Source organism: Streptomyces himalayensis subsp. himalayensis (assembly GCF_013778455.1).
GTDB lineage: Bacteria > Actinomycetota > Actinomycetes > Streptomycetales > Streptomycetaceae > Streptomyces > Streptomyces himalayensis.
In genome coordinates this window covers 48001-64236 of sequence record NZ_JACEHE010000028.1, presented here as the reverse complement: position 1 = coordinate 64236, position 16236 = coordinate 48001, and the positions used below count along the sequence as shown (strand labels likewise).

10 protein-coding genes are annotated in these 16236 nt (G+C 69.0%); 8 read left to right on the top strand and 2 right to left on the bottom strand.

Features of this window, described 5'->3' with window-relative positions; all coding sequences use genetic code 11:
* The first annotated feature begins 9 nt into the window (after positions 1-9).
* The 5 genes from H1D24_RS32930 to H1D24_RS32910 all read left to right on the top strand — a co-directional run bounded on the left by H1D24_RS32930 (position 10) and on the right by H1D24_RS32910 (position 8966).
* Positions 10-990, top strand: coding sequence for a carbohydrate ABC transporter permease (locus H1D24_RS32930; RefSeq protein WP_181661388.1), 981 nt, complete (start codon positions 10-12; stop codon positions 988-990).
* On the top strand, positions 987-1838 hold the full coding sequence (locus H1D24_RS32925) for a carbohydrate ABC transporter permease (RefSeq protein ID WP_181661387.1): 852 nt from the start codon (positions 987-989) through the stop codon (positions 1836-1838). The genes H1D24_RS32930 and H1D24_RS32925 overlap by 4 nt, the downstream gene beginning before the upstream one ends.
* 47 nt (positions 1839-1885) lie before the next feature.
* On the top strand, positions 1886-3889 hold the full coding sequence (locus H1D24_RS32920; protein ID WP_181661386.1) for a glycoside hydrolase family 31 protein: 2004 nt from the start codon (positions 1886-1888) through the stop codon (positions 3887-3889).
* Positions 3886-5862, top strand: a complete 1977-nt coding sequence (locus tag H1D24_RS32915; RefSeq protein WP_181661385.1) for a glycoside hydrolase family 127 protein — start codon at positions 3886-3888, stop codon at positions 5860-5862. Before H1D24_RS32920 ends, H1D24_RS32915 begins: the two co-directional genes overlap by 4 nt.
* Positions 5863-6041: 179 nt before the next feature.
* Positions 6042-8966, top strand: a complete 2925-nt coding sequence (locus H1D24_RS32910) for a SpoIIE family protein phosphatase (RefSeq protein ID WP_258564488.1) — start codon at positions 6042-6044, stop codon at positions 8964-8966.
* A 148-nt stretch (positions 8967-9114) separates the two neighbouring features.
* Here the strand turns inward: H1D24_RS32910 and H1D24_RS32905 are convergent, their stop codons facing one another.
* Positions 9115-10083 (bottom strand): LysR family transcriptional regulator, encoded by a 969-nt coding sequence (locus H1D24_RS32905; RefSeq protein WP_181661384.1) that lies wholly within the window; start codon positions 10081-10083, stop codon positions 9115-9117.
* Between the two features lie 99 nt (positions 10084-10182).
* On the opposite strand from H1D24_RS32905, the gene H1D24_RS32900 reads away from it, so the two are divergent.
* The 3 genes from H1D24_RS32900 (at position 10183) to H1D24_RS32890 (ending at position 13366) form a co-directional block, all read left to right on the top strand.
* On the top strand, positions 10183-11094 hold the full coding sequence (locus H1D24_RS32900; RefSeq protein ID WP_181661419.1) for a serine hydrolase: 912 nt from the start codon (positions 10183-10185) through the stop codon (positions 11092-11094).
* Positions 11095-11177: 83 nt separating this feature from the next.
* Positions 11178-12200, top strand: a complete 1023-nt coding sequence (locus H1D24_RS32895) for an MBL fold metallo-hydrolase (protein ID WP_181661383.1) — start codon at positions 11178-11180, stop codon at positions 12198-12200.
* A gap of 137 nt (positions 12201-12337) precedes the next feature.
* A complete protein-coding gene (locus tag H1D24_RS32890) occupies positions 12338-13366 on the top strand; it encodes an MBL fold metallo-hydrolase (RefSeq protein WP_181661382.1) in 1029 nt (342 codons plus the stop codon).
* 118 nt (positions 13367-13484) lie between these two features.
* Here H1D24_RS32890 and H1D24_RS32885 read toward each other — a convergent pair whose 3' ends face one another.
* Positions 13485-16022, bottom strand: a complete 2538-nt coding sequence (locus tag H1D24_RS32885; RefSeq protein ID WP_181661381.1) for a Pls/PosA family non-ribosomal peptide synthetase — start codon at positions 16020-16022, stop codon at positions 13485-13487.
* Between the last annotated feature and the right edge of the window lie 214 nt (positions 16023-16236).

The following is a 16236-nucleotide window of genomic DNA, read 5'->3' as shown; positions in this document are numbered from 1 at the left end:
AGTCGCTTCATGAACATCTCCACGAAATCCGCCCCGCGGGCCCCGGAGGCCGGCGGGGTGGCGGCCGGCGAGCCGCCCTCCGCCCCACGCCCGCGGATCCGCGTGCGCGGACGTTCCACCCAGTGGGCCGCGTTCGCGTTCCTGGCCCCGCTCATCGCCTATCTGCTGGCCTTCTACGCCTACCCGCTCTACCGGAACATCGACCTCAGCCTGCACGACTACACCGTCAGGTCGTTCGTGCAGGGCGGCGCCGAGTTCACCGGTCTGGCCAACTACCGCGACATCATGGGATCCGAGGCGTTCGGCCCCGCGCTGCGGAACACCCTCGTCTTCACGCTCGTCTCGATCGCCGCGCAGTACGCCATCGGCCTCGCGCTGGCCGTGTTCTTCCGCGACAACTTCCGCCTGTCCGGGGTGCTGCGCGGCATGTTCCTCGTTCCCTGGCTGCTGCCGCTGATCGTCTCCGGCTCCACCTGGTCGTGGATGCTGAACAGCGACAACGGGATCGTCAACGCGGCCCTGGAGGCGTTCGGCATCGGCCAGATCAACTGGCTCACCGACCCCGGCTGGGCGCTGACCTCCGTGATCATCGCGAACATCTGGCTCGGCATCCCATTCAACCTCGTCATCCTCTACTCGGGACTGCAGAACATCCCACGCGACCTGTACGAGGCGGCGGCGCTGGACGGGGCGAACGCCTGCCAGCAGTTCTGGCGGGTGACCTTCCCGCTGCTCCGCCCCGTCTCGGCGATCACACTGCTGCTCGGACTGGTCTACACGCTCAAGGTCGTCGACGTGATCTGGATCATGACCACCGGCGGGCCGGGCAGCGCCTCGACCACGCTTGCCGTGTGGTCCTACCGGGAGGCCTTCGGCACCGGGCTGCCCGACTTCTCGCCCGCAGCCACGATCGGCAACCTGCTGATCGTCATCGCCCTGGCCTTCGGCTTCCTCTATCTCCACCTCCAGCGTCGACAGGAGCGGTCATGACAGTGTCGACACCCTCGCTCACGCCGCGGCGCCCCCGGCGCAGGCCCTGGTGGAAGACCGCTCTCGGGGTTCTCTTCACCGCGCTGATGCTCTTCCCCGTGTACTGGATCTTCAACGTCTCCCTGACCAGGACCGAGGACATGCGGTCCGATCCTCCGCACTGGTTCCCCTGGGATCCGACGCTCGAGGGCTACACGAACGTCGTACGCGACCAGCTGCCCGCCCTGACCACCAGTCTGGGCATCGGCCTCGGCTGCGTGCTGCTCACCCTGGCGATCTCCGCGCCCGCCGCGTTCTCGCTGGCCAAGCTACGCCCGCGGGGCGCGGGCACCGTCAACTTCCTGCTGCTGGTCGCGCAGATGGTCCCCAGCGTGGTCATGGCGGTGGGCTTCTACGCCATCTACGTGCGGCTCGGCTGGCTCAACTCCGTCTGGGGCCTGATCATCGCCGACTCCACGATCGCCGTGCCCTTCGGGGTCATGGTGCTGACGGCGTTCATGTCCGGCATCCCCACCGAGCTGATGCAGGCCGCGAAGATCGACGGCGCGAACACCTGGCGGATCTTCCGCTCCGTGATCCTGCCGCTCAGCCGCAACGCCGTGCTGACGGTGTCGCTGTTCGCGTTCCTGTGGGCGTGGTCGGACTTCATCTTCGCCTCCACGCTCGACCGCAACGGCGACGCGATCCCCGTCACCCTCGGGATCTACGCCTACATCGGCAACAACACCACCGAGTGGAACTCGATCATGGCGACCGCCGCCGTCGCCTCCGTGCCCGCGGCCGTACTGCTCGTCGTCGCCCAGCGCTTCGTCGCCGGCGGCGTCACCGCGGGCGCCGTCAAGGACTGACGTCAAGCACTGATTGTGGGGAAACCGACTGTGAGGAACAAGAGTTCATGGTGAGCTTCCGACCGTCCCCGACCGCCCTCGAGGTACGGCACCGCCACGAGGTCCTGACCATCGAGGCCTGGGGCGCCGACAGTGTCCGCGTCCGCGCGGCGCAACACCGGATCCCGGCAGAGAGCCACGGGGCCCTGGACAACCAGCCCCCGCCGTGCGACCTCCCGCAGATCACCACCGAGAAGGACCGGGCCACGTTCGTCCACGGCGACCTCACCGTGCACGTGGACTTCGACCGGCGAGCCGCCTATCCCGAGCCGCTGCTGACCTTCATCCGCACGAGCACGGGAGACGAGCTGCTGGCCGAGAGCCGCGAGCACTTCTGGCTGCCGGGGGCGCGGGTCTTCACCGGAAACCAGTGGGGCACCCACGAGGTGCACCAGCAGTTCGCCGCGTACGAAGGCGAGCGGTTGTACGGCATGGGGCAGCGCACCCACGGCCGGCTGGACCTCAAAGGGCTGGCCCTGGACCTCGTCCAGCGCAACGGCGAGGTGAGCATTCCGTTCGTGCTGTCGAACCGGGGCTACGGGCTGCTGTGGAACCTCCCGGCCGTCGGCCGCGCCGAGTTCGCGCAGAACGCCACGCGCTGGCAGGCCGGCCAGGCACGCGAGATCGACTACTGGTTCACCGCAGCCCCGACGCCCGCCGGCATCCTCGCCCGCTACGCCGACGCGACCGGGCACACACCCGAACTGCCGGAGTGGGCCAGCGGTTTCTGGCAGTCCAAGCTGCGCTACCGCGACCAGGACGAGCTCCTCGCCGTCGCGCGCGAGCACCGGCGCCGAGGCCTGCCCCTGTCGGTCATCGTCGCCGACTACTTCCACTGGCCGGCCATGGGCGACTACCGCTTCGACGAGACCGAGTGGCCCGACCCCAAGGCGATGGTCGACGAGTTGGCCGAGCTGGGGGTCGAACTCATGGTCTCGATATGGCCGACCGTCTCGCCGCTCTCGGAGCACTTCGCGGACTACCGCGACGGCGGCCTCCTCGTCGGCACCCACCAGGGCGTGGAGTTCCACCAGACCATCCAGGACAAAGGCATGGCCGCGCCGATGCCGGTGGCCTTCTACGACCCCACCAACCCCCGGACACGGCAGTTCGTATGGGACCTCGTGCGGCGTAACTACCGCGACCTGGGCATCCGCGTGTTCTGGCTGGACGCCTGCGAACCCGAGCTGAACCCGGCGCACCCGGGACACCTGTCCCTGTACGCCGGGCCCGGCGCCGAGGTCGCCGGCATCTACCCGCGGGACAACGCCCGCCTGTTCGCCGAGGGCATGGCGGCGGACGGGGAGCCGACGGTGCTGCTGTGCCGCTCGGCATGGGCGGGCGCGCAGAAATACGGGGCGGCGCTCTGGTCCGGCGACATCCCCGCCACCTGGGAGTCACTGCGGCAGCAGATACGGGCCGGGCTCAGCGTCGCCGTGTCCGGCATCCCGTGGTGGACCACCGACATCGGCGGCTTCCACGGCGGCGACGCGCGCGACCCCGCCTACCGGGAACTGATGATCCGCTGGTTCCAGTTCGGCGTGTTCTGCCCGCTGTTCCGGTTGCACGGCGACCGTGAGCCGCGCAACCCCACCTCCTTCGCGCAGACCGGCGGCCCCAACGAGGTCTGGTCGTACGGAGAAGAGGCATACGACATCATTTCGGGCCTGCTGCACCTGCGGGAGCGGTTGCGCCCGTACGTCCACGAGCAGATGCGCACGGCCGCGCGTACTGGGCTTCCTCCGATGCGGCCACTGTTCCTGAACCACCCGGAGGATCCGCACGCCTGGGCGCTGGACGACGAGTTCCTGTTCGGCCCTGACATTCTCGTCGCGCCGGTGGCGCAGGCAGGGCAACGGTCGCGTGAGGTCTACCTCCCGGCCGGCACCCGCTGGGTCTGTGCCGCGAGCGGCGAGGTCCACGAAGGCGGCCGTACCGTGACGGCCCCCGCGCCCATCGACCACATCCCCGTCTTCACCCGCGAGGGTGCGGACCTTCCACTGACCGCATGAGGGGAACCACGAACGTGACCGTGCAGGAGAGCACGACCGGTGCCGACCCGAAGGGCGGCCGTCCGGTCCTGCCGTCGCGGGGCCTGCAGCGACCGCTCGGCATGGGCGAGACGACGCTCACCGGCGGATTCTGGGCGACGCTGCAGCAGACCAACGCCACGGCGACCCTCGCGCACTGCGAGCAGTGGATGGAACACCTGGGCTGGCTCGCCAACTTCGACCGGGTCGCCGACGGCACGACAGGACCCGACCGGGCCGGCTGGTCCTTCGCCGACTCCGAGGTCTACAAGCTCATCGAGGCCCTGGCGTGGGAGCACGGCCGTTCGGGCGATCAGGTCTATGACGACGCCGTGCGCCGGCTCACCGCACGCATCGCCCGCGCCCAGGACGCCGACGGCTACCTCAACACCTGCTTCGGGCACGCCGGCCAGCAACCACGCTACAGCGACCTGGAGTTCGGCCACGAGCTGTACTGCACCGGGCATCTGCTGCAGGCCGCCGTCGCCCGGCTCCGCACGAACGGGCCCGACGAGCTGGTGGCCGTCGCCCGCCGGGCCGCCGACCACGTCTGCGACATCTTCGGCCCCGATGGCCTGCCGGGCATCTGCGGCCATCCCGAGATCGAGGTCGGCCTGGCCGAGCTGGGGCGAGCGCTGGGCGAGAGCCGCTACGTCGAGCAGGCGCGGCTGTTCCTGGATCGCCGCGGTCACGGCACCCTGAAGGACATCCCGCTCGGCCGCGCCTACTTCCAGGACGACGAGCCGATCCGCACGGCCGACACCTGGCGCGGCCACGCCGTCCGCGCCCTGTACCTGTCGGCCGCCGCCGTCGACGTCGCAGTAGAGCAGGACGACCCGGAGCTCCTCGCCGCCGTCGAGCGCCAGTGGGCGAACGCGGTGGCGCGGCGGACCCATCTGACCGGCGGCATGGGATCCCGGCACCAGGACGAGGGATTCGGCGAGGACTGGGAGCTGCCTCCGGACCGCGCCTACTGCGAGACCTGCGCCGGCGTGGCCTCGGTCATGGTGTCGTGGCGGCTGTATCTCGCTACCGGAGAGGTCCGGTACGCCGATCTGATCGAGCGCACGTTCTTCAACATCATCGCCACCTCGCCGCGTTCGGACGGGCGGGCGTTCTTCTACGCCAACCCGCTCCACCAGCGGGTGCCCGGCGAGACCTCCGACGACGGCGCCGTGAGCCCACGCGCCGAGGGCGGTTCCCGCGCCGCCTGGTTCGACGTGTCGTGCTGCCCCACCAACGTCGCCCGCACGCTGGCCACCTGGCACACCTACCTCGCCACGGCCGGGCGGCACGAACTGACGCTGCTGCACTACGCCGGCGCCCGTATCGAGGCCGAGCTGGGGGACGGGCGGATTGTGTCGCTCGAGGTCGAGACGGACTACCCGCGGGACGGTCTCGTGACCGTCCGGGTGGTGCGGGCGCCCGAGGGTCCGGTGGCCCTCCGGCTGCGCGTGCCCGCCTGGGCCCGGGGCGCCGTACTCGACGAGGGCGGGCGCCGACGCCCGGTCGAACCGGGCCTGGCCGTCGTGGACCGCGCACTCGACCCCGGGGAGGAGATCGGGCTCCACCTCCCGATGACCCCGCGCTTCACCTGGCCGGATCGCCGCATCGACGCCCTCCGAGGCTGCGTCGCCGTCGAACGCGGCCCGCTCGTGTACTGCGCGGAATCCGTCGACCTGCCGGAGGGCACCGAGCTCGACGACCTGACCGTGGATATCCGCGCAGAGCCCCTGGACCAGGACGGCCGGGTCATGGTCAGGGCCTTCACGAACCATCGGCGCGACCCGGAACCGGCCTGGCCGTACGGGACGTCGGCCGACGCGGGCGGGACGAGTACTACTGCGTCGACGGAGCTGGCCCTCTTCCCGTACCACCGGTGGGCCGAGCGGGGGCCGACGGGCATGCGCGTCTGGCTGCCCATTGTTCATCCTGCGCCTGTGGGCTCACCCTGACCACGCGGCCGGGCCATTGCCTCCCACCTGCGAATTCAGGATGGAAGACGTTCACGGCCTCAGGACGCTGAAGACCCCTCGGGGGATGAGACGATACGGGAATAATCTTCATTCAGCCTGTATGCATGCATAGTGGTGTAAATTTCGCCCCGCCTAGCGGGACGGTGAGTGTGATCCATATGGCCACAGACGAACAGGTCGGTCAGGCTCCGCCGGCAGCGACGGAGGCGCCGGAAGCGGCCCGGATGCGCGTACTCGGGAGCACGGGTGAGGGGCAGACCCAGGCAGAGGTACTGCAGCTCGCGCTCCATCACGCTGTGGCCGATGTCGGTGGGCTGGGTGGCATGGTGCACCTGCGCATACCCGGTGACAGCCGGCCCTTGCATCTGGCGGCGACGGGCGGACTGCCCCGAGAATTCGCCCAGGAGTGGGAGACTCTCGGCTGGCAGGAGGAGACCGCACCGGTCCGGGCCCTGCGGGACGGCGCGCTCGTGTGGCTGCCCACGACCGACACGCAGCCCTGCGCCCTTCCTGCCGGCACCGGGATCGTGGCTGTCCCGCTGCTCGCCGCAGAGGGCAGCTCGCTCGGAGTGCTCTCGGTCGTGACCGTGTGCGGAGTTCCCTCGGTCGCGCAGCGGGATTTCCTGGAGGCGCTCGCACGGTGGGTCTGCGAGCGTCTGGCACGTCCCGCTCCCGCCACAGGCACCCTCGGCCCCGCTTGGTGGAACGCGGAACTTCTGGCCGGGCCCCGGCTCCAGCAGGCGCGCGAGGCGGTCCGCGTCGGCACCTGGGACCAGAACCTCCGCACGGGCGATGTGGTCTATGACGAGGCGACGCTGACCATTCTCGGCATCGACCCGGAGACCTTCGACGGACGAGTCGACACCGTTGTGGGGCTCGTCCACCCGGACGACCTGCCGCGTGTTGTGGCCGCGGTGGAGCAGGCCATCCGCCAGCGCGGCGAGTACGCAGCGGAGTACCGGCTGTGCCGGCCGGACGGCACCGTCGTTTGGATACAGGCCCGCGCCCAGGTCGTCCTCGGCGAGGACGGCGAGCCGGCTCACTTCGTGGGCACCGTGTGGGACACGACGCAGAAGCGGGCGGCGCTGGATTCGGTCGGCCATTCCCTGCTGCACATGAGCGATGGATTCCTCACGGTGGATACCGACTGGCGCATCGAGTTCGTCAACCTCCACGCCGAGCGCCTCCTCGGCCCCTCGCAGCAACTGTTCGGCCGCGTCCTGTGGGACGTTCCCGGTGCCCACGTTCCCGATCTGGAGGACCGCTGCCGGCAGGCCGCCGCCGCGGGCACTCCGACCGGCTTCGATGTCCAGTGGCCGACAAACCGGCGTTGGTACCACCTACGTCTGGTGCCTTCGCCAGACGGTGTGACGGTTTACCTCACCGATGTGACCGAGAAGCGACTGGCCGACGAGCAGCGTGAGGCAGCACAGCGCGCCGCCGCCCAGCGCACCACGTACATCGGTCACCTCAACGCGGCGCTGACCGAGGCTGTCACTGTGAGCGACGTCGTGGATACCGTTGCAGAGCGTGTCCTGCCCCTCTTCGGTGCCACCGGCCTCGTTGTGCAGCTCGTGGACGGCGAGAGCCTCCGGGTGGCTGGAAGCGTCGGGTACCGCCAGGAATTTCTGAACAGCTTCCCCGACAGGATCAGCCTGGCCGATCACAGCCCGCTCGCTGACGCCATCCACCACCGCGCCCCGCAGTACCTCGTCTCCAGGCTTGAATTCCGCGAACGCTACCCAGAAGTCGCCGACCTCGCATTCTCGGGAGGGAAGCATGCCTGGGCGTACCTGCCCCTGATCGTCTCCGGTCGTCCCGTCGGCTGCCTGGTCATCTCGTTCTCACGGCCGCGTCGGTTCAGCGAGGAGGACCGGGCCCTGCTGACCGCGCTCAGCGGGCTGGTAGCCCAAGCCCTGGAACGGGCCCGCCTGTACGACGCCGAGCACACCCGCGCCCAGGAGTTGCAGCGCGGCCTGCTCCCGCTGGTTCTGCCCTCCCTGCAGGCCGTCACGGCCGCGGCCCACTACGTGCCGGCCACCGAGGGTCTGGAGGTCGGCGGCGACTGGTACGACGTCATCCCACTGTCTGCCGACCGAGTGGCGCTCGTCATCGGCGACGTCATGGGCCACGGATTGTCCGAAGCCGCCACCATGGGGCGCCTGCGCACCGCAGTACACACGCTGGTAGGCCTCGAACTGCTCCCCGACGAGCTGTTCTCCCACCTCAACGACCTGGTCAGCGACCTTGGCGACGACTTCTACGCCACCTGCCTGTACGCGGTCTACGACCCCACCAACCGCGTTTGCACCATCGTCCGGGCCGGGCACCCCCCGCCTGCCCTCGTCCAGCCTGACGGCACCGTCCACTTCCCGCAGCTGCCTCAGAACCCGCCGCTCGGCGCGGCCACGCCACCCTTCGAGACTGCGGAGCTGACGGTGCCCGAAGGTAGTCTCCTCGTGCTCTACACCGACGGCCTGGTCGAGTCTGCGACTCGCGACATCGACAGCGGCATGGCCCACCTGGCCAAAACGCTCACCACCGCCCAGATTCCCGATGGGCACGATCTGGGCGCCACGATCGCCGACCGGGATGCCGACGCCCGGCGCCTCGACCAGCTGTGCACCGCGCTCGCTTCCACTCTCCTCCCTGCCAAGGAGCAGACCAGCGACGATACCGCGGTGCTCGTGGCCCGCACCCACGCTCTCGCCGCTCGGGACGTGGCCTTCTGGGAGCTTCCCGAGGATCCGATCGCCGCAGCCCAAGCCCGCGACCACATACGACAGCAGCTCACCGACTGGCATCTGGACGACCTCATGTGGACCACAGAGCTGATAGCCAGCGAGCTCGTCGGCAATGTCATCCGTCACGCGAGAGGTCCCACGGGGCTGCGCCTCATCCGCAGCCGCTCGCTGATCTGCGAGGTCACCGACGGCAGCCTGACCACCCCCCACATTCGCCGCGCACTCGAGACCGACGAAGGCGGCCGCGGCCTGCAGCTGATCGCCGCACTCTCACAACGCTGGGGAACCCGCTACACCTCCACCGGCAAATGCATCTGGACCGAGCAGCTCCTGCCGTAGTCAAGTCGGCGATGTGCTCGTGGACCCGAGCGCAAGGGCCGGGAGACAGGATCTCTGCACGCCGATCACCAGCACCCGCTGCTGGTACTGCGAGGGCACCGCGACGCCAGGCGGAAGGTGGGCGTGCGTGAGCCACAGGGCTCCGAATCTAGCCGTAGACCACCGACCACGGGCGCGGGGAATCATCCGGTGGGCGAGGGACGCCCTCGCGCCGCGAGGCTGCGGTGTGGTCGCGGGCCAGGACGTCGGCCGCGAGTTCCGCGAAGCGGCGGGCGGCCGGGTGAGCTCCGCGCCCGGAGGGCCAGGCGCCGCTGATGCGCAGGGTGAGGGGACGGTCGGCCAGTGGCCGCCAGGCGACGCGGGGCTCCTTGCGGGCCACCGGCCCCTGGTCGAAGGCGACTCCGTGCCCGGCCGTCACCAGGGCGAGCAGGAACTCGGGGTTGGAGGCGTGTCGAAGGCGGCCGGGGACGAAGCCTTCGGCGCGGCACACGTCGAGGATCCGGTCGTACCAGCCGGGTGCGTGCCCTTGCGGGCAGAGCACCAGGTCGTGCCCGGAGAGCTCGCCGAGCGTCACCTCCGGCAGCCGGGCCAACGGCGAGGTACGAGGCAGGACGACACCCAGGTCCAGTGAGATCTCGGGGCCGAGCTGCAGTTCGGTGGCGTCGACGGGATGGTGCACGAGTCCGACGTCCAGGCCGCCGGAGGAGAGCAGCCGCACCTGCTCCTCGGTGGTGACCTCCTGCAGGTCGACGGAGAGCCCCGGAGAGTGCTCCGCGCAGGCGGAGAGCAGCGCGGACAGCACCGCGGCCGTGGTGTCGGGCGGTACGCCCGCGCGGAGCGTGCCGAGGCCACCGTCGGCGGCGCGGCGGGCCAGCGTGCGCAATCTCTGCTCCCGGGCGAGGAGTTCGTGGGCCTCCTCCAGAAGCGCCGCCCCAGCGCGGCTCAAGCGGACGCCGCGCTGCGAGCGGTCGAACAGCTCTGCCCCGAGCTCCCGCTCCAGCCTGCGGATCGCCTGGCTGAGCGGCGGCTGCGCCATGCCCAGCCGCTCGGCTGCCCGACTGAAGTGCAGCTCGTCGGCTACGGTGACGAAAAGACGCAGGTGGCGTAAGAGATCCACGGTCAAGGATCCTACGTGAGCACCGCTGCGAGGGCGATGGATCAGTTGGCCGGGGCCGACGATCCGATGACGGGACGAACCAATGGCAAGGGGGAAACAGTGATCGAGGAGCGGATCCGACAAACCTTCGCCGATGCGGGGGCCGAAGGACAACTGCACGCGATCCCCGTTCACGTGCCCACGGGGGGCGACGCAGAGCCGGGTAGCCGTGAGGTCGCCGTGGGCGCTGACGACCCCGTTGTGATCGCCTCGATCTTCAAGGTGCTGCTGGTGCTGGAGTTCGCCCGGCAGGTCGTCGCCGGCCAGCTCGACCCGCGGGAGCGGGTGCGGGTGACCGCGGCCGACCGGCTCGGTGGCTGGGGAACCGCCGGCTGTCTGGACGACGTCGAGCTGTCGCTGCGCGACCTGGCCCACTTCGCGATGTCGGTCAGCGACAACTCGGCGGCCGACCTGTTGCTGGCCCGCGTCGGCCTGGACACCGTACGACTGCTCGCGGAGGAACTCGGACTTCACCGGACCCGAATCGTGGGCGGACCGCGAGATCTGCTGGAGTCGATGCTCGCGGAGGTCGGGGCACGCGACGAGCGGGAGTTCGCCGTCCACTACCCCGCCCTGCCGAACGACCGCAAGAGACGGCTGGCCGTCCTGGATCCCCGCCACACCACGGCGAGCACGCCCCGCGAGATCACCCTGCTGCTCCGGCTCATCTGGAGCGATGCGGCGGGGCCGCCGGAAGCCTGCGCGATCGTACGTGACTTGATGGGCCGCCAGGTCTTCCGCCACCGACTGGTGTCGGGCTTCCCGGACGACGTCACGGTAGCGGCCAAGACCGGAACCCTGCCGGGGCTGCACATGGAGGCGGGCGTCGCCCGCTACCCCGACGGCGAGTGCTACTCGATCGCCGTGTTCGCCCGCACTCACGACCTGGCCGCATCCCGCCCCACAGTGGACGCCGCGATAGGCAAGGCCGCAGGAATGGCGGTCGGCTTCCTTCGCGGTGGCGGCCGGTGACCAGATCACATATGCGTTCGCATATCACCAGGGCCCGATTCTGGTCTTGGACAGGGGAGTTCACGCTTTGATCTCCTGACGCCATGACCCAGGACACACATGTCACGGACGGATCAGTTGCGCCCTCAAGCCGCGGGCTCAACCGTCGTACGGTGCTGCGCGGTGCCGCCCTCGGTGCGGCCGCCCCGCTGATCCCGGCCACGGCCGCCACTGCCTTGGCCGGTGACCGCGGTCGAGGCAATGGCGCAGCCGCGGGTTCCGCATCGTTCCGCTGGCTCGGCACCGCCGGCTGGCGCATCGACGTCGGAGACCGGACCGTACTCTTCGATCCGTACCTCACCCGCTTCACCACGGGCCTGTTCGACGGCGGCTTCGACGCGCGCACTCCCCTGCAAACCCGGCCGACGGTCGTGGACGCGCACATCGGCCGCCCCGAACTCGTCCTGGTCAGCCACTCCCACTGGGACCACCTCGCCGACGTGCCCCACATCGCCAAGACCACCGGCGCCCGCGTCGTCGGCACCGAGACCACGTACCACCTGCTGGTCGCCCTGGGGGTCGACCCGGGACAGATCTCCGTGGTGAAGGGCGGTGAGGTGCTGGACTTCGGCGGGATCACCGTCGAGGTCGTGCCGAGCCTGCACAGCCGCAACAAGAAGTGCGCCTACTTCGCGCCGGGCACGCTGAACGCCCCGCCCGCCACGGTCCCGAGCACCATCTCGGACCTGCCGGAGGGCGACACCCTCGCTTTCCAGGTAACGGCGGGGGACAGCGGCCCGTCGGCGTTCCTCATGGGGGCCAGCGACTTCTCCGAGCGGGCTGTCAGGGGCCTGCGCCCCGACCTCGCGATGGTCGCCGTACCCTCCAGCACCGCCACCCACCAGTACGTACCCCGACTGCTGCGCGCCCTCGACACCCCTGGTGTCGTCGTCCCCGTCCACTGGGACAACTTCGAAGTGCCACTGAGTGGTTCCCCCGTACGAGACCCGTCGATGGACTTGGAAGCGTTCCTCGCCCAGGTCGAGAAGGTGGCTCCGGCAACTCGGGTCGTCTTCCCGGACTACCACACCGTGTACGACGGCGACATGCGCTCCGGAAGCGACTGAGCGAGACCGAAGATCGGAACAATCGTCCGGAGCCCTGCGGCAGTGATCGATGGCGAACAGGTACGACATGGCTGAGCGCGCCTGTGCCGCGTACGGCCGTTCGGTCACCTGCCGGAACAGCCAACAGGAGAATCGCGATGACTTCATCACCCCGCCACGAAGGCATGACCGGTTGTCTCACCAGGCGTCGCTTCGGCCAACTCGCCGCTCTCGGACTCGTGGCCGGTGTCGGCTCAGTGGGTCCCATCTCCTCGGCCGTGGCCGCCGGAGCGGACGCGCGGGTTCACTACGACCGAGCCCGCAGGCTGGCCGGCAGCGACCCGGTCCTTCGGGCCCTCGTGGCGGCGCTGACCCCTGGCTTCGACTTCCCTCGTCCGCCCGCGCCGGCACCGATCAAGCTTTTCGACAACCTCGCCATGCTGAGCGTGGGCTGGGTCTCCGCGATGGCGGTGCTGACCGACGACGGGATCGTGATGATCGACGCGCTCACCTCCCCCGCGGAGGCCGAGAGCGTGCTCGTCCCCGGGTTGCGGGAGTTGGGAGCCGATCCGGAGACGATCAGGTATGTCGTCGTCACCCACGGCCACGGGGACCACTTCGGAGGAGCGCAGTATCTCGCCGACCACTACGGAGCACGTGTGCTGATGTCGCCAGCCGACTGGGACCTCGTCGCCCGCACCCGGCCCGCCAACGCCCCCACCAGGGACCTGGACATCGCGGACGGGCAACGTCTCACACTCGGCGGTACGACGATCCAGCTGCACCACACTCCCGGTCACACACCGGGCACCGTCTCGCCGATCATCCCGGTTCGGGCGGGCCGTGAGCGTCACACGGCCATGCTGTGGGGCGGCACCAACCCGCTCACCACGCCCACGGAACTGCGCACCTACCTGGGCTCCATCCACTCCTTCCGGGCGCGGATGAGGCAGGCGAACGTGGACGTGGAGTTGTCGAACCACCCGGGCGACTACGGCCTCCAGCGTGCTGAGCAGCTCCGCAGCCGGCCGGGCAGGGCGAATCCCTTCGTACTTGGCCGACCGCGGACGCAGCGGTTCATGGCGGTGATGGAGTCCATGCTGCGTGGGCGGCTCGCCGACGCCGAAGCGGGCAACGCGCGAGGCGCCTCACGTTCGCACGGCGGTGCGGTGCAGGGGTGCTGCTGAGCACTGCCCTGGATCCCGGCGATCGCGGCGCGGCGCAGCAAGTGAGCGGCAGCGGGGCGAAGTCATGACTCTCCCGCAGGGGGAGACACGAAAGTGGGGTCATGGACGGCGGCACGCTCTACTCGATCGGTGAACTGGTCTGGCGCACCGGGCTGGTGTGGTGAGTCTGTGTGGCGGGGTTTCCGCCCCAGTGGGCGTGTTGGGGGACTTCTTCGCCTTTCATGAGGAAGGAGTCGGGGGCGAGGACTGCGCTTTCGCCCATGGTGACGCCGTAGTGGACGTGGGCGGCGACTCCGAGTGTGGATCCGGGGCCGATGGTGCTGTGGTCGGATTTGAAGGTGCCGTCTTCTTGTGAGTGGCATTGGATTCTGCTGCCTGCGTTGAGGGTGCAGTCGTTGCCGATGGTGGCGAGTGTGCGGTCTGTCAGGTAGCAGCCGTCGTCGAAGACCCTCTTGCCGATGCGGGCGCCGAGCAGCCGCCAGGCCAGGGGCTTGAACGGAGTGCCGTTGAATACGTGGAAGAATTCGACGGGCAGCTTCCACAGGCGCTCGTGCAGCCAGAAGTCCGGGTGGTAGATGGAGCACAACTGCGGTCGTGGCCTGCGGAACGCCACGATGGCACGCTCCACGAGCACGAGGTAGACGGCGGTGAACACCAGGGCGAGGGCCGAGGACCCGGCGACCATCACCTCTCCTGCCACACCGCGCACCTGGACGGCTGTCATACCGAGCACCGTGACCACGAAGAAGTCGAGCCATCCCACGACCAGGAACAGGGCCATGGTGCGCAGGTTGTAGCGGTTCTTGGCGGCGAGGTGGCGGCGCAGCCGGTCCCCGGCGCGGAGGTGGTCGAAGCGGCTGTCGCGCTCCACCGACCGCGGGATCTCGAAGGGTGGCGAGCCCAGCAGACCGATCCCTTCGCGGACCTCGCCGTCGAGCGGCACCATCACTTTCGTCGCCAGCAGGCAGTTGTCGCCCGTCCTGGCGTCGGAGGGAAAGGCGATGTTGTTCCCGATGAAGTTGTGCGGTCCGATCGCGGCAGGGGAGACGCGGAAGGACGTGCTCGAGTAGTCGGCATTCACGATCGAGAGGCCGTCGGCAACCATCGTTCCCGTGCCCACATGGCTCAGGAACGGTGACTCGTGGTGTATTTCCGTCCCGAAATTGGATCCTGTCTGCTCCACCGGGGACAGTTTGTATCCGAGCCCTCGCAGATAGTGAACGATGTAGGAACTGTCGCCGAAGAGGCGCTTGAAGAACTTGATGTTCGTCATGCGTGCGATCGCCCGGTGAGCGGAGTACTGCAGGCCGTACAGCGGATAGACCGTGTGCGGTTTGATCAGGCGGGCCAGCAGGCGTGGCACGGTGCACAGCACGACGACGCCCATCACGACGAATCCGAAGAAAAGCAGAAGGGACGTGCGCGCCGCGCCCAGGTAGAACTGCGACGACATGCCCCCCGCCGTGTCGTGGCCGGCGCCCAGTACCTGGTCCGCGGCTGGGACGGTGGCGAGCAGCATGTACGAGCCCCCGACGGCAAGCGGTACGACCAGGCAGAAGATCTGGAGCAGGGTGACGAGGCCGTAGATGGCACGGCGGGGCGTGCCGCAGGCCGCCGGTGGCACCCTCACATGGTCGGTCTCCGTGCGTTGGGCAGGGGAACCGTGCCAGCTCTCGCCTGTCGGGACCACCTGGCCGCTGTGCAGCGATGACGCATGACCGAGTTGGGCTCCGTCTCCCACCGCCGTGTCGATGTCGAGCACGGTCTTCTCGCCGATGAACGCGTTCCTGCCGATGGTGACCCTGCCGGTCTGGATACGTCCCGCATGTGCTCGGTAACAGAGGAAGTACGTGTCCTTGCGGATCACCGTGTTGGAACCGATGGTGAGCAGGTCGGTGCAGACCGGGACATGACGGGAGAGGATGGTGACGTTCTTTCCGATCCGCGCGCCGAGGGCCCGCAAGTAGAGCACATGCAGTGGATTGCCGATGAGGAAGAACATCGGATTGGCGTGCAGCAGCACCTTCACGGTCCAGAACCGCAGATAGGTCAGCCCCCAGATGGGGAATTGACGGGGTGTCCAGCGACCTATGAGGATCCATTTGGCCACGATCGGGAAAAAGCACAGCCCGAGGAAGCCGGCGCCGCCGACGAGGACTGACCGCAGATAGATATCGGTCAAGCTTGAGCCGGCGGCGACCCATTCGTAGCACCGGGTGGCCACCATCCCGGCGACGAGGACGTATGCCAGGAACACCAGCAACTGCAGTGCCCCGCACAGGATGTAACGAAGGGCACTCGCCTGTGTCACCGCTGGGACCGGTTCCGGGGGAGACGAGTCCGAGGCGGGCGAGGCATTCCCCGCAGCCCTGGCCAGGCTGCGAATTGTCGGATTCCGGTAGATGTCCTTGATGGACACGGGCGGCAGGTCCGCACACTTCCTGACCCTTGCGCAGAACTGCGCCATCACCAGCGAATTGGCACCGAGGTCGTCGAAGAAGTGACTGTCGACCGACACCTGCTGCACGCCAAGGACCTGAGCCAGCACCTCGGCGAAACGATACTCAGGTCCTGCCTTCCGACTGGTGTACACCCTCTCGCTGATCGGGGATTCATCCGGCTCGTTCGTCGAGAATTCGAAAATTCGCTCCACCATACGAGCCCCTCGAGATTGGCGACCCCCCTATCGACCCAAGCGGCTGCCCCTGGCGTCCTCTCGTCGCGGCAATGGCCGAAGAGCGAGCCGTTCGCATACCGTAAGGCCGCGGCCCTTCACTCCTGGCCGCGCACGTTCTCCAGTCTCCGACGCCTGCTGCAGGGCGGCTACTCGAACGGGATATCGTCCCCGGCACGGTGAGCACATGCTGCGT